The organism is Dyella ginsengisoli, assembly GCF_044904665.1.
Taxonomy (GTDB): Bacteria; Pseudomonadota; Gammaproteobacteria; order Xanthomonadales; family Rhodanobacteraceae; genus Dyella_A; species Dyella_A ginsengisoli.
The window spans coordinates 196,721-211,624 of the sequence record NZ_JADIKM010000006.1; the positions used below are offsets into that span (position 1 = coordinate 196,721).

The window sequence follows — 14,904 nt, forward strand, 5'->3', positions numbered from 1 at the left end:
CACCATGGCACCGACCTCGTCCAGCAACCACAGCATCCTCCACTCGCAGCGCACGCGGCTGTTCCTTTTCATGTGCCTCGCGGCCCTGCTCGTGTTCGTGTTGCCCGGCACGGCCTTCGCTCAGGACGCCACCGACACGATCGACACCACCTGCAAGTTCGCCAGCAACATCAACAAGATCCTCAACGCCGTGTCAATCGTGGTGGTGACGATCGCGGTGATTTTCTCCGGCTACCAGATCGCCTTTGCCCACAAGCGCATCAGCGACGTTGCCCCCGTGATGATCGGCGCGATCCTGATCGGCGCGGCCGGCCAGATTGCCAAGATGTTCCTGGCTGGCAGCACGTCGGCATCCGGTGCCACCGCGTGCACCGCGCAAGTGATCACGCACCTGCTGAATCACTATGCATAAAAACGCGCTGTTCAGAGGCTGCACCCGTCCGCCCATGTTCATGGGCGTCCCCTACGTGCCGTTCTTCATGGGCGCGGGTGGGTGCTTTCTCCTGGCCGTGTACACCAACTTCTTCTACCTGCTGCTGCTGCCGGTGGTGATCTTCGTGATGCGCCAGATGGCGCGGCGCGACGAGATGATCTTCCGGCTGCTGGGATTGCGCCTGCAGTTCCGCACTCGCGTGCGCAATCTCGGCGACAACGACGGCATGTGGGTGTTCACGCCCAACAGCTATCGCGATCCGTCCAAATCGAAACCGTGAGTCCATCAAGGCTCCCCGGCCGCCAGGCGGGGAGTCGCCTCGGATCCAAATCATGCCCAAGCCCGCCTTCCTGCCCGACGCCCCGATCAGCGAGTTCCTGCCGCTGTCCACGCATGTATCGCCTACCGTGCTCAAGACCACGGGCGGGGATTTCCTGCTGGTCTGGCGACTGGGTGGCCTGCCGTTCGTCGGCCGTGAAGAGTGGGAGATCGAGCACCGCCACAACACCTTCAACCGCATGCTACAGACGCTGCGTGCGCCGGACTTCGTCAACGTGGCGTTCTGGGTACACGACGTGCGCCGGCGGCGCCGGCTCAGCGATCACAGCAAATTCTCCCAGACCTTCAACCAGTCACTGTCGGACAGCTACTACGAGGCGCTGTCCAGCCAGAAGCTGATGCAGAACGAGCTCTACCTCACGCTGATCTATCGGCCGGTGGTGAGCGGCAAGCGCTTCGCCGAAAAGTCGGCCGACCTGGCACGGCTCGAAGCTGAACAGCTGGAGGCCGTCAACACCATCCTCGAACTGGCTGGCAACGTGGAGGCGGTGCTGAAGGACTACGCCCCCTACCGGCTTGGCATGTACGAGGCCGCCAACGGCGTGGTGTTCTCCGAGGCGCTGGAGTTCTATGGCTACCTGCTCAACCGCATCGACGAGCCGGTGCCCGTACTGCCGGCGCCGGTGCCCGAGTACCTACCGATCAGCAAGCAGCGCTTCTCCGCCAAGACCGGCGATTTCGTGCTGACCGCCCCGGATGGCAAGAACCATTTTGGCGCCATCCTCAACATCAAGGAATACACCGACGGCACCTATCCAGGCATCCTCAACGGACTGAAGTACCTGGACTTCGAATACGTCGTCACTCACTCCTTCAGCCCGATGGGGCGACAGGATGCGCTGAAGGCGCTGGACCGCACCAAGGGCATGATGATCTCCTCCGGCGACAAGGCCTTCAGCCAGATCGCCGAACTCGATCACGCGATGGACCAGCTCGCCTCGGGCAACTTCGTGCTGGGCGAATATCACTTCACCCTCGCCATCTATGCCGCCAGCCAGGAAGCTCTGTCACAGCAGATCGCCACGACGCGCGCCGAGCTTTCCAACGCCGGCTTCGTCTCGGTAAAGGAGGATCTCGCCGTCACCGCGGCGTTCTATGCGCAGTTTCCCGGCAACTGGAAGTACCGCACGCGACTGGCCAACGTCAGCTCGCTGAACTTCCTGGGCCTGTCGCCGCTGCACAACTTCGCCACGGGCAAGAAGAGCAACAACCCCTGGGGCGACTGCGTCACCACTCTGCAGACCACCAACGGCCAGCCCTACTACTTCAACTTCCACGCCACCCATCCGGCGGAGAACTCGCTGGGCGAGAAGGCCATCGCCAACACCATGGTCATCGGCAAGTCCGGCACGGGCAAAACCGCGCTGATCAACTTCCTGCTCAGCCAGGTGCAGAAGCTCAAGCCCTCGCCGACGATCTTCTTCTTCGACAAGGACCGTGGCGCCGAGATCTTCGTGCGCGCCTGCGGCGGCAACTACCTTGCACTGGAGAACGGCCAGCCGACCGGCTTCAATCCTTTCCAGTGCGAGCGCAATGAGGCGAACGTGCAGTTCCTCGCCGAGCTGATCAAGGTGCTGGCGGGCAAGAGCGTGTACAGCTCGCGCGAGGAAGAGGACATCTTCCGCGCCGTCGAGAACATCCTCGACACGCCCATGCACCTGCGCACCATGACCAACTTCCAGAAGAGCCTCCCCAACATGGGCGACGACGGGCTCTACATCCGCATGCGCAAATGGACGGCCGGCAGCTCGCTGGGGTGGGTGTTCGACAACCCGGTCGACACCATCGACCTGGAAAAGGCCAACATCATCGGCTTCGATTACACCGACATCATCGACAACCCCGAAGTGCGTGCGCCGGTGATCAACTACCTGCTGCACCGGCTAGAGGCGCTGATCGACGGACGGCCGCTGATCTACGTAATGGACGAGTTCTGGAAGATCCTCGACGGCAAGGGTGGCCTCAAGGAGTTTGCCAAGAACAAGCAGAAGACCATCCGCAAGCAGAACGGTCTGGGCATTTTCGCCACCCAGAGCCCGGAGGACGCGCTGGCCAGCGACATCGCCGCTGCGCTCATCGAGCAGACCGCCACCATGATCCTGCTGCCCAACCCCAACGCCAGCCGCGAGGACTACGTCGGCGGCCTCAAGCTCACCGACGCCGAATACCAAGTCGTCGTGAGCCTGGACGAGCGCTCGCGCTGCTTCCTGGTCAAGCAAGGCCACGCCAGCGCCGTTTGCCAGCTCAACCTGCGCGGGCTGGACGACCACCTCGCGGTCATCTCCGCCTCGACCGACAACATCGAGATCATGCATGAGGTGCTTCAAGCACGCGCCGAGGCCGAAGGCCGCAGCCCTGAAGATCTTCGGCCAGAACATTGGCTGGCCGCGTTCTACGAAAATCGCAAGGGCAGCGGAAAAGCCAAGACCACGCCCGCGCTACGCATTAGATCTTCCACCCAGCAGGCCGGCGCCTAACCCCGCACTTATTCGAGGGAGACACACCATGATCCAGGCATCCGACAAGTACGATCACGGCAAGCTCGCGCGCAAAACCGCATGGTCGCTGGTGACCGCGATCGCGGTGTGTCTTTTGAGTCCGAGCACGCGAGCTCAATGGGTCGTTATCGATCCCACGCAAATCACACAGGACGCCACGAACTTTGCAGAAACAATCGCCCAGTACGGCAAGGAAATCGCTCAGTACCAGGCCGTGCTGGAACACTATCGGCAGCAGCTCGTCAGCCTGACGCAAATGAATTTTAGCCTGCCTACGATGCAGAACTCATATCAGGAAATCTCCCAGAGCGACATGCAGAAACTGGCTGCCGACGCCTGCCCGAGCGCAACCGGGAACAGCCTGAGCGGCACAGTGACCGGCCTGCTCCAGATCTTCACGCCAGATGCAAACAAATCGATTCTCGAGAACCAGCAGAAGATCTGCTTCCAGATCCAGTTTCGCCAGATGGATAAGTACAACCTCACTGTGAAGATGCTCACTCGGATCCATGACTATTCGTCGAAGATGCAGTCCATCTCGGGGCAGCTCGGCCAAGTGGGCACCAGTCAGGGCGCCATGGACGGGGTCAAGGCAAACATCGCCGCCAACAATCTCGCCATGAACACCGAAATGCAGCTCTGGGACAAGCAGGTTCAGGCCGACGATCAAATGATCAGCTATCTCCAGAATCAGCAGGCCGTGCAGGCGAGGACGATGCTCAATGGAAGCAGCACTTTGCTTGGCAACGTCATCCAGGCAGCAACCTTCGCGACGGCTTTCCATTGATTCCCAGATATTGTTGGCCTGCGGACATCCAATCGCCGGCACCATGACAGGAAGTTAGCGATATGGGTTTTGTCTACTACGTTCTCATCTACAACTGGCTGAGCGACAAGATCAACTCGTTCGGCATGGACCTCATGCACAGCCTCATGTCGTGGGCCAGCGCGGTGGCGCTGGTCCTCGTGACTTTATGGATCATGATCCAGGGCTACCGGATGATCACCGGTCAGTCGCGAGAATCATTGATGGCCATGGTGACGAACATGACTCGCATCGTGGTGATCGTAACCGCTGCAACGACTATGGGCATTCTCGGAAGCGACCTCCATACACTGCTGACGACCGAGCTGAGCACAGACATCAACCAGCTCTTTACCGGTAACGATCAAACCGCTGCGCAGACGATTGACGAAAATCTTGCGTGGACTCAGCTTGCCCTGGCCTCCATCGATGCGGTGCAGATCGAACCGGGCAACGAGGATCTTGCCACCACGAAATCCCGTGCCCTGCTCATGGCCGGATTTGGCACGGCCAGCCCCCCAATGGCAGCCGGTGCGATGCTGCTGCTTTACCAGTTCACGCTCGCACTCTTCATCGGGCTTGGACCCTTGTTCATTCTTTGCCTGATCTTCGATCAGACCAAGGATCTCTTCCGACGATGGCTTCTTTACGGAATAGGCACTGTTTTCTCGATGGCAGCCTTGTCGTTCGTCAGCTCGATCGTGCTCCAACTCACGCTACGTGTATCGGCGGCGTTGTGGACGTCGAACGCAATCAACAATTTGACCGGTCAGGGCGCAGAAGGCCTGTCGAGCCAGGCCCTACAGCAAGGCGGCCTGGGGCTACTCCTGACCGTGCTCATCATTTCGGTCCCACCTCTGGCAGCCAACTTCTTCCAAGGAACCATGGGCGCGTTCTATTTCAATTCCGCATTCGGGCAGCCTGGTGCAGCACGACAGGGACCGAACGGACAGCTTCAATCTGGGCTGTCCCCCAGATCCGACTATCCGCCCTCTGAAACAGCAACGGGCCATACCAATCCAAGAATGCAAGCCGGAGGAGGGCCGCTGAGCGGGAATGCCTCTGCGGTGCGCACTTCACCCTCTTCTGGCCAGCCTCTACATGATGTGGTGAAAAGGCAACTCACATGAATCCAAATAATTCTATTAAGCGGCCATTCGCACTGCTCGCCTCTGGCGTCCTCCTTTTGCTGGTCATTCCGAACTCGGCGGCCGCTCAAGCTGCGTGTCCGCCCGGCATGATTCCTTATGGAACTGGCACCGATGTTTCTAGTTGCGGCCCTGACGGCAGTCAGAATCAGGGGACCAATGCAAGCACAAGTATTGCACCCGCTCCAATTTGGCAGTCACGCTGGGGAGCAATTGCGACTTACGCTCCAACAGGAGTTCTTGGCGTTTCCACCTATCTGCCTACCCGCGATCAGGCCATTCAATCTGCTATCGCAGATTGCAAGGCAAAAGGCGGTCCAACTTGCAAGCTTGAGGTGGCTTACGACAATGAATGCGCTGCAGTGGTGGTGGGCAGTACCGGCTATAACGTTGCTGCCGACCCAACTTTAGGAGGAGCAATTGACTCTGGCATGGAAACATGTCGCAGCTCCGGCGCCGAGGGGTGCCATACGTATTACTCAGCCTGCAGCCTGCCGGTAAGAGTCAGATAACGATGCGAAGCGGCTTCCCACTTTTTCTGCTCTTCGACTTGGCGTTGCTCACATCGGCAGCTGCCCAAGGCCAAAATGTCTGCCCCAAGGATCAGTACCAAGCACTGCCCCTTGGCATGAGCGGTCCCGGTCGATGTGTGCCGATACCACGCAACCTGCGTGGCGAGGCACTCCAACCACCGCCGGCTGCTACGCACTGGGGTGCCATCGTAGTGGATGAAACTAGCGGCAAATTTAGTTCTGCGGGTGACTTACCGACCAAACGTGTGGCAACTGAGACCGCACTGACCGAGTGCAACCGGGATGGCGGGGCGCGCTGCGTGGTGGTGGCGACATACGGCAATGGCTGCGGCGTAATAGTCATGGGTGACAAGACACGGCACCAAGGGTTTGCTGATGTCTCAGCCGATCATGCAAAGCAGACAGCAATGGCCACCTGCAAGAAGGATGGCAATCAAAGCTGCACGGTCGTCTATTCGGAGTGCAGCCTCGGGCAGTGAATTCGAATAACACATGGAGGGATTCGCGTGAAGAAGCTTACTGTGGTCAGGAATTTGGCCTTTGCCTGCATGCTCGCTTGCAGCGGTGGAGTGGTGGCGCAGGGCTACTACGAGCCTATACCGTACTATGGAGACGATCCCTTTTTGTTCTGTACATTCGGCGTTCCCGCCGACTGCTGGGTTCCTCTCAATCCAGCCACCGGTACATTCGTGGTCTGGGACGATGAGTGCTTCAATCCGGTATCAGCTGCGCAGTACGCGCGCGTTTGTCCACATGCTTTCGTCCCGTTAGGCAAAGCAGAAGACGAAGAGCGCGCTTACGATGAAGAAACAAGCCATTCGAGGCCCAGTTTGTCGTAAGCCTTCGAAAGGCTATTTACTTCTGCTCCTACATACCACCACCAATTCTCGCTCGTCCTCCTGCAGCCACCGGTAAGGTGGCTTACAAGAAGCCGGCGTATGCGTCCGTTGGACGCGGAGCCGGTGCACCCGATGACATCAATACTCCTTTACAAGGATGCCGGTAAGGAGGATTTACCTGGACGCTCTTCGACACCCCGTTACCGCGATGCACTGAATTTTTCCTACGTGAGCGAGCTCACAAAGCGGCGTGGATCTCAGTTCGCATTGTTGAATCCCTGCAGGCTACGCGCGTCCAGCGCTGGCACGTGTGAGCGAGAAGTACATACCGACCAAGCATGCTGACATTGCCAGCGCGAGTTTTGTGTGGACCTTACCGTAGCCAGTGTTGGAGCTTGTGGTCTCCGCGGTGATGCAACGGCAACGGCAACCTCACCCGACATGGAAGATGTTTGAAATTGCTTTGGAGTAATACCCATGAAGGTCCCCCTTCTCCCCTTCTCCCTGCTGCTTTCTCTCAGCTTGAACGCCTGCCATGCCGGTCCAGCGCCGACTCAGGCGTCTGCTTACAAACAGGCATCGATGGCGAGCGCTGCCGCGTCGACCGAACGATCTCGCGCGCGAGGCCGCCAGCCAGATCCGACTGCGCTGCTCAGCGACAAACTCCGCAGCGGCATGACTTACAACGAATTCCGGAAGGTCGTGCTAGACCAAGGCTGGCTGCCGAAGGGCGACGCTCAGTGCATGGCTAATGTAGTCGGCGGCAATTACGAAAAACTGTGTTCGGCACATCCGGAGCTGGCCTCGTGCAGGGCCTGCGCGGAAGTCCCCGAGCTCAGCGCCTGCAGCGGTGACGGACATTGCCAGGTGCACTTCGCGCAAGAGAGTTCTGGCGCTGTGCTGGAAGCGAACACCTACGGGCCGATCAGCGACTGGAACGCGCCGGGTGAGCGCTCGCGGCTGACCGTGACCGAATGGCAGGTTGATGCCAAGCCTGCGCATTGACCGTTATCGCGCCGCTGTGCAGCTTCGGGCGTATCCAGAGGACCGGTCAGCCCTTAGTGCAGCGAAGACGTGAAGCCACTGGCGTAATAGAGATGGCCGAGCAGTGAGGTGCGGCGCGACTTGATCCTCAAACGAACAGAAGGAAGGGACTCCATGAGTAACCAGCCACTTCGCGATCTGATCCACCGCGGTGAGTCGCAGAACCGCGGCTACGACGACTACAACAGCGGCACGTACACCGGCAGTGACGGCCGGCAGCACATCCGCGAATCGAGCCAGTCGATCGATTTTTCCAGCATGACGCTGGGCGAAGTGCAGGCGAGGCAGCATCGTGGCGAGTTTTTCGCCGTCGGCCTTTATCAGGTGATCCCTGACACGATGGACAGCGCGGTGGCGAGCCTCAATCTCGATCCGAGGCAGCGCTTCACGCCCGAGCTGCAGGACCGGATCTTTTACGAGTACCTCGTCACCGACAAACGCCCCGAAGTGCGCGACTACATCACCGGCAAACCAGGCGCGAGCCTGCACGCGGCCAAAGTGGCGATGTCGCTGGAATGGGCGAGCTTCGGCGATCCGAACAAGGGTGGCGCCAGCCATTACGGCGGTGCCAACGCGGCCAGCATTTCCGTGCGCGAATGCGGCGAGGCGCTGCAGCAGATGCGGGCCGATTACCAGGCGGACCTGGCGAAGGGGCTCTCGCCAGCTGCCGCCTTCAAGGATGTGACGATCGGCGACGCGCCGCTGCGGACGCAATCGCAGGGCCGCGGCGGTGTCGAAACCGGCGTGCTGATCGCAGGCGGCCGCGGTGCGCAGGTGACTGAGCTGCAGACCGAACTGCATCGTCTCGGGTACACCGACGGCGCCGGACACCCGCTCGGTGTGGACGGCGATTTCGGGCGCGACACGCAACATGCGGTGGAAGCGTTCCAGCGCGACCACCGCCTCACTGTGGACGGCAAGGTCGGCCCGCAGACGCAGGCGGCGATCGACCAGGCGCTGAAGACGCTGGGCGTACGAACCCTGCAGACCGAGCTGGATTCGCTCGGTTACACCGATGCCCAGGGCCATCGCCTGAAGGTGGATGGTGAGTTTGGCGCGAACACGCGCCATGCGGTGGAAGCGGTCCAGCGCGACCACCATCTCGCCGTCGATGGCCGCGTAGGACCGCAGACGCAGGGCGCGCTGGACCAAGCGGTGAATGCACGCGGTGGCGGTGAACGCGCGCAGGGTGTGCTGCCGATCAGCGATCCGAAGTCGCCGGACTACACGCTCTATCAGCAGGCGCTGGCCGGTGTGCAGAAGATCGATGCCGATATGGGACGCGCGTCCGACCAGCTCAGCAGTAACCTCGCCGCTTCGCTGGCCGCGGCTGCGAAGGCCCTGGGGCTGACGCGCATCGACGCGGTCGCGATCAGCGAGGATGGCGCGCGCACGTTCGCGGTGCAGAACGACAGCGGCGTCCGGCGCTACGCCGATGTGACCACTGCGCAGGCGGTGCGGACGTCGATAGAGCAGAGCAGCGCCCGTGCCGCCAATGCACACGCCGACCAGCCACCGATGGAGCGCGCGGCCTTGATGTCGCAGATAGCCGGCCACGCCACGCCATCGCCAGACCTCAACGCGCCGCGCGTCGCCTAGCCGGCCTCGCCCCCTCGCGCGGCCGGTGCCGCGTGAGGGGACGCGCCACGCGCCCTGACCTCCAGTTCGGACCGACACCCATGCGCACGTTTTTCATCACCCTGACGATCGCCCTGCTTGCCACCGGCTGCAGCCGTGCGGACTCCGCGTCGACCGACACGCGTGCGGGCACACCGTCGATCAAAGAAGCCCGAAGTCCCACGCTACCCGCGTCCTACAGCGCGCTGCGCAAACGCCTTCTGCTCGATGGCTGGCTGCCGCTGCAGAACGCCGGCTGCGCGGAGGATGCCGGGCGGCCGCTAGCCTGCAACCGCTGGCTGGAACTGCAGCGCTGCGACGCCGACGGCCGCTGCAGCATGGCCTGGGGCGACGCCGCCGGCCGGCTGGTGATGGAAGTGCAGGTGAGCGGCATGCCGACGAGGGACGGTGGCGAGGTACGCACGGCCGACCTGAAGCTGATCGGCTCGCAGCAGGCACCGGTGGCCGACGCGCCAAGCGACGCGCCGACCTGCCCGGGTACCGACTTCGCCACCTTCCTGCCGGCGTTCGCCGCCCAAAGCGCGGTGCGCCAGGCATTCACGGCCCCTCTGGTGCGCGCGAAGGTGCTGATCTCCGACGGCGACGGCGATCGCACGGAAACGGTCTACGTGCGCGGCAACCGACCGGACGTGTTCGACGTGGTCTACCGTGGCGGCGCATTCCATCACGTGGGCGTGGACGGCATCGATCCGGCGCCGCTGCCGCTGGACATCCGCCAGCCGTCGGCCAATCTGCGCGAAGTGAGCTACCTCTACGGCTCGTCGGAAGGGCGCGGCTTCCGCTTCAGACTGCGCGACGGCTGCTGGTACCTCACGGGCAATCCCCAGCCGACCGGGCCCTGATCGCTCGGGGCATGTAACCCATCATCGACTACTACATGGAGGTAGACGATATGTCCCGCTACACCATCACCGAAAACGTCGGCTCCAGCGTTCTGCCGGTCCACTCCTACGAGGATCTGCACAAGCATCATCCCAGCGCCGGCCGCCAGCCGAACCGCGAATACGGCACGATCCACGGCGAGTTCGAGGAGATCCGTCACGCCGACGGACGCACCTTCGTCAAGAAGGATTTCATCCTCTCGCAGGATGGTCGCGGGCCGGTGGAGATCCCCGCACCGGTGTCCGGCTACGCCCACTTCCTGCACGACGACTACAACACCGTGCAGATCTACGACAAGCCCTACGGCACGCCCGGCGCGAAGCGCGAGGGCCAGGTGCTTCACATGGTCCGCGGCAGCTCGCCGTTCGGCGAGGGCGCGCACGTGAGCTACGGCCAGCCGCTGGGCGAGATGGGACAGACCGGCAGCCCTGGCTCGATCCACGCGCACGTCGAGCTGGAAGTGGGCCAGTTCCAGCGCTACATCCGCGACATCAACGACGGCACGATCCGCCCGGGCGTCACCCCACGCGGCGTCGGGGCGGACCAACCGGCGTCGATCGGCGGTGAGGTGCTGGCCAACGGCAGCCGCGGCCCTGCGGTCACCGCGTTGCAGCAGCACCTGTCGACGTTGGGCTACACCGACGCGCAGGGTCACGCGCTGAAGGTGGACGGCGCGTTCGGTCCGGCCACGCAGCATGCGGTGGAAGCATTCCAGCGCGACCATCGGCTCACCGTCGACGGCAAGGCGGGCCCGCAGACCGATGCCGCGATCGAGCAGGCGCTGGCGAAGCAGAGCGTCACCCGTTTGCAGACCGAGCTCAATGCGCTGGGCTACAGGGATGCCCGCGGCCAGGCGCTGCAGGTCGACGGCGACTTCGGCGCCAACACGCGCTTTGCCGTGGAAGCGTTCCAGCGCGACCACCGGCTGACGGTGGACGGCAAGGTGGGGCCGCAGACGCAGGGAGCGCTGGAGCAGGCGCTGAAATCCCAGCCGGCGCAGGCGGCGCAGGCGGCGCAGGCGGCGACAGCGACCGTGGTGCTGCTCAGCGATCCGAAAAATCCGGACCATGCGCTGTACGAGCAGGCCCTCGCGCAGGTGAAGCACATCGACGAGCAGATGGGTCGCCCGTCCGACGAGCACACCCAGCACCTCGCCGCCGCGGCAGTGCCCGTGGCCAAGGCACACGGCCTGACCCGCATCGACGCGATTGCGCTCAGCGACGACGGTTCGCGCACCTTCGTGGCGCAGAACGACTCGCCGGTGAAGCGGATCGTGGAGCTGCCCACCGCGCAGGCCGTGGCCACGCCGATCGAGCAGAGCAGCGCGGCCGCCCAGCGCATGAAGGCACCCCCGGCGCAGCCACCGATCCAGCCGCACGGAAACGAGCTGCCGGCGCCGACGCAGGGTCAAGCGCGCGGGGCGACCCTCGTGGCGTGAGTCGGGTGAGCGTGCGCTCCGGCGCGCGCTCCGGTCCTGGATGGCCACGGTGCGGGAGGCGGCGCGACGCCGCTTCTCCACGATGAACCAGGGCGGAGCGAGCACGGCCGCATCGCGGCCGTAAGGCAATCAGGCGTTCGCCAGCTTCTGTCGCCGGCGCGCCGCACGACGCTCGCGGCGCGCCTGGCGTCGCACCCGCACGCGCTCGGACAGGCACGAGAAGATCACGTACAGCGCCGGCGTGCTGAGCAGGGTCAGTGTCTGCGAAATGAGCAGGCCGCCGATCAGCGCGATGCCGAGCGGGCGGCGCAGCTCGGAGCCTTCGCCCAGGCCGATGGCGATCGGCAGCGCGGCGAGGATCGCCACCATCGAGGTCATCATGATCGGGCGGAAGCGCACGATGCAGGCCTCGCGTGCGGCCTCCAGCGGGCTCTTGCCGTGCTCGCGCTGCGCCACCAGCGCGAAGTCGATCATCATGATCGCGTTCTTCTTGACGATGCCGATCAGCAGCACCAGCGCGATCATCGCCACCACCGACAGCTCGGTGCCGGTCACCACCAGCGCGGCCAGCGCACCGACGCCCGCCGCCGGCAGCGTGGAGAGGATGGTGATGGGGTGGATCAGGCTCTCGTAGAGCATGCCCAGCACGATGTAGACGGTGACGATGGCGGCGAGGATCAGCCACAGCATGTCGCCCTGCGACTGCTGGAAGCGGCGGAAATCGTCGCCCAGCGAGAGGCGGATGTCGCCCGGCACGCGGATGTCCTGCACGGTTTTCTGGATTGCCGGCAGCGCCTCGCCCATGCTCGCGCCCGGCGCGAGGTTGAAGCTGAGGTCCATCGTGGTCTGCTGGCCGGAATGGTGGATCTGCGAGGGCGCCAGCCCGGCTTCCTGATGCGCCACCGCGCTGATCGGCACCATCTTGCCGCTGTTCGAGCGCACGTAGATGCGATTGAGCGCCTCGGGCGTGGCGGTCTGGTCGGGCAGCGCGTTGACCACCACCTTGTACTGGTTGATGTCCGAGTAGATGGTGGACACCTGGCGCTGGCCGAAGGCGTCGTACAGCGCGCCGTCGATGGTGCCGACCGACACACCCAGGCGCGCGGCCTTGTCGCGGTCGATCACGATGTTCTGGCGCAGGCCGCCCTCTTCCACGTCGGAGCCGACGTCGCGGAACATCGGGTTTTTCGCCAGCGCCTTCACCAGCCGCGGCAGCCACAGCTGCAGCTCGTCCAGGTCGTCGCCCTGCAGCGACACCTGGTATTGCGCGCCCTGGTTGCCGCCCCCGCCGCCGCTGGGCAGATCCTGGATCGGACGCAGCCGCAGGTTGAGGTCCGGATAGGTCGCCGCCTTGGCGCTGAGCCGGTCGAGCACGGCGAAGGTGTCGTCCTTGCGGCCGGCGGCGCGGGTCTTCAGCTCGATGTCGAACGAGCCACTGGCGCCCAGCCGGCTGGTGCCCAGCCGCGAACCCACGCGGGCCACGTCCGGATCGGCCAGCAGCATGTCCACCAGCCGGTGCTGGCGCTTGACCATGTCGTTGAACGACACCGTGGCGCCGGAGTTGGCGAAGCCGTGGATGAGGCCGGTGTCCTGCGGCGGAAACAGGCCGCCCTTCACCTGCCCGGCCAGCACGAAGGTCAGCGCGATCAACGCCAGTGGCGTGAGCGACAGCGCCAGCGCGTGGCGCAGCGAGAAATCCAGCGCCCGCGTGTAGAGGCGCAGCATGCCGCCGTGCATGCGGTCGATCGCGGCATTGAGGCGGGCGAAGCGCGCCGGCCGGTTCGCCGGTGCGGCGTGGCCGAGCAGGAAGCGTCCGCACAATGCCGGCGTGAGCGTGAGCGAGACCACCGCCGACACGGCGATCGCCGCGATCAGCGTCATGGTGAACTCCTTGAAGAACATGCCCACGATGCCGCTGGCGAACAGCAGTGGAATGAACACCGCGATCAGCGAGGCGGTGATCGAGACGATGGTGAAGCCGATCTCGCGCCCACCCTTGAGCGCGGCCTCCATCCGCGGCATGCCCTCGTCGATGTGGCGGATGATGTTCTCGATGACCACGATCGCGTCGTCCACCACGAAGCCGATCGCGATCACCAGCGCCAGCAGGGTGAGGTTGTTGAGCGTGTAGCCGAGCAGGTACATCGCCGTCGCCGCACCGGCCAGCGACAGCGGCACGGCGGCCGCGGCGATCATCGTGGGCGCCAGCCGGCGCAGGAACAGCGCCATGGTGAGCACCACCATCGCCAGGCTGATCAGCAGCGTCATCTGCACCTCGCGCAGCGAGGCGCGGATGGTCGGCGTGCCGTCGAAATACGGGGTGAGCGTGGTGGCCGGCTGCAGGAAATTTCGCAGCTCGGGAATCGCGGCGCGCACGCGGTCGACCGTTGCGATGACGTTGGCGTCGGCCTTCTTGTAGACGTACAGCAGCACCGCCGGCTTGCCGTCGAAGGTGGCCGCCTGGTACGCGTCCTGCTGGCCGGCGTAGACGTGGGCGACGTCGGACAGGCGCACCGGCGTGCCGTCCTTCACCGAGACGATCAGCCGGGCGAAGTCGTCGGCGGTCTTCAGCTGGTCGGTGGCGGTGACGAACATGTTGGTGATGCCGTTGCTCAACGTGCCCAGCGGCGAGCTGACGTTGGCCGCGGTGAGCGCGTTGCGCAGCTGGTCGGGCGACAGGCCCATCGCGTTGAGCTTGCGCAGGTTCACGTCGACGCGGATCGCCGGCGTGGCCGCGCCGGCGATGTCCACCGAGGAGACGCCGTCGAGCTGGCGCAGGCGCGGCATCAGCAGGGTGTCGGCGACGTTGTACAGATCCGCGGCGGACTGCGTCTGCGAGGTGAGCGCGAACACGATCACCGCATCGTCGTTGGGGTTGGCCTTTTCCAGGCTGGGCGCGTTGGTGAGGCCGCTGGGCAGGTCCGGTGCGGCCGCGCTGATGGCCGACTGCACGTCGCGGGCGGCGGCGTCCAGGTTGCGGTCGCTGTTGAAGATCATGAAGACGAACGCGCGCCCTTCGGAGCTGTTCGAGCGCAACGTGTCGATGCCGGGCACCTGGCCCAGGTGGCGCTCCAGCGGCGCGGCCACGGTGGCGGCCATGGTGCTGGCGTCGGCACCGGGCTGGCTGGCCTGCACGAAGATCACCGGAAACTGGATCGCCGGCAGCGCCGAGACGCCAAGCAGGCCGTAGCAGAGCGTACCGACCGCGAACAGCCCGATGGCCAGCAGCGAGATGCCGATGGGGCGGCGCACGAAGAGAGCGGAGAGGTTCATGCGGAAAGCGGGGCCTGGTCGCGGGGGAGGACGC

General features: G+C 64.0%; 13 protein-coding genes. 12 read left to right on the forward strand and 1 reads right to left on the reverse strand.

The genetic code is table 11. From position 1 onward, the window contains the following. The first annotated feature begins 4 nt into the window (after positions 1–4). The 12 genes from ISP17_RS18255 to ISP17_RS18310 all read left to right on the forward strand — a co-directional run bounded on the left by ISP17_RS18255 (position 5) and on the right by ISP17_RS18310 (position 11,597). Positions 5–412 carry a TrbC/VirB2 family protein gene (locus tag ISP17_RS18255; protein ID WP_404635747.1) on the forward strand — a complete coding sequence of 136 codons (408 nt, stop codon included), beginning with the start codon at positions 5–7 and terminating at the stop codon, positions 410–412. After that, entirely contained in the window at positions 405–713 is a 309-nt protein-coding gene (locus tag ISP17_RS18260) for a type IV secretion system protein VirB3 (RefSeq protein WP_404635749.1), read from the forward strand. The genes ISP17_RS18255 and ISP17_RS18260 overlap by 8 nt, the downstream gene beginning before the upstream one ends. A 52-nt stretch (positions 714–765) precedes the next feature. Then, entirely contained in the window at positions 766–3,249 is a 2,484-nt protein-coding gene (locus ISP17_RS18265; protein ID WP_404635751.1) for a VirB4 family type IV secretion/conjugal transfer ATPase, read from the forward strand. 28 nt (positions 3,250–3,277) lie between these two features. Then, the gene (locus ISP17_RS18270; RefSeq protein ID WP_404635753.1) at positions 3,278–4,057 is read left to right on the forward strand and encodes a DUF4141 domain-containing protein; all 780 of its coding nucleotides are present in this window, start codon (positions 3,278–3,280) and stop codon (positions 4,055–4,057) included. 62 nt (positions 4,058–4,119) lie between these two features. Continuing rightward, a complete protein-coding gene (locus ISP17_RS18275; RefSeq protein ID WP_404635755.1) occupies positions 4,120–5,205 on the forward strand; it encodes a type IV secretion system protein in 1,086 nt (361 codons plus the stop codon). Next, positions 5,202–5,735 (forward strand): DUF4189 domain-containing protein, encoded by a 534-nt coding sequence (locus ISP17_RS18280; protein WP_404635757.1) that lies wholly within the window; start codon positions 5,202–5,204, stop codon positions 5,733–5,735. The genes ISP17_RS18275 and ISP17_RS18280 overlap by 4 nt, the downstream gene beginning before the upstream one ends. A gap of 116 nt (positions 5,736–5,851) precedes the next feature. Further along, positions 5,852–6,235 (forward strand): DUF4189 domain-containing protein, encoded by a 384-nt coding sequence (locus ISP17_RS18285; protein WP_404636060.1) that lies wholly within the window; start codon positions 5,852–5,854, stop codon positions 6,233–6,235. 27 nt (positions 6,236–6,262) lie between these two features. Continuing rightward, entirely contained in the window at positions 6,263–6,595 is a 333-nt protein-coding gene (locus tag ISP17_RS18290; protein WP_404635759.1) for a hypothetical protein, read from the forward strand. 477 nt (positions 6,596–7,072) lie between these two features. After that, positions 7,073–7,600: a hypothetical protein gene (locus ISP17_RS18295; RefSeq protein WP_404635761.1), complete on the forward strand. Its 528-nt coding sequence runs from the start codon at positions 7,073–7,075 to the stop codon at positions 7,598–7,600. Positions 7,601–7,753: 153 nt separating this feature from the next. Beyond that, the gene (locus ISP17_RS18300; RefSeq protein WP_404635763.1) at positions 7,754–9,238 is read left to right on the forward strand and encodes a peptidoglycan-binding protein; all 1,485 of its coding nucleotides are present in this window, start codon (positions 7,754–7,756) and stop codon (positions 9,236–9,238) included. A gap of 80 nt (positions 9,239–9,318) precedes the next feature. Beyond that, positions 9,319–10,119, forward strand: coding sequence for a hypothetical protein (locus tag ISP17_RS18305; RefSeq protein ID WP_404635765.1), 801 nt, complete (start codon positions 9,319–9,321; stop codon positions 10,117–10,119). A 50-nt stretch (positions 10,120–10,169) separates the two neighbouring features. Continuing rightward, positions 10,170–11,597 (forward strand): peptidoglycan-binding protein, encoded by a 1,428-nt coding sequence (locus ISP17_RS18310; protein ID WP_404635767.1) that lies wholly within the window; start codon positions 10,170–10,172, stop codon positions 11,595–11,597. 129 nt (positions 11,598–11,726) lie between these two features. Here the strand turns inward: ISP17_RS18310 and ISP17_RS18315 are convergent, their stop codons facing one another. After that, a complete protein-coding gene (locus ISP17_RS18315) occupies positions 11,727–14,870 on the reverse strand; it encodes an efflux RND transporter permease subunit (RefSeq protein ID WP_404635769.1) in 3,144 nt (1,047 codons plus the stop codon). Positions 14,871–14,904: the final 34 nt, after the last annotated feature.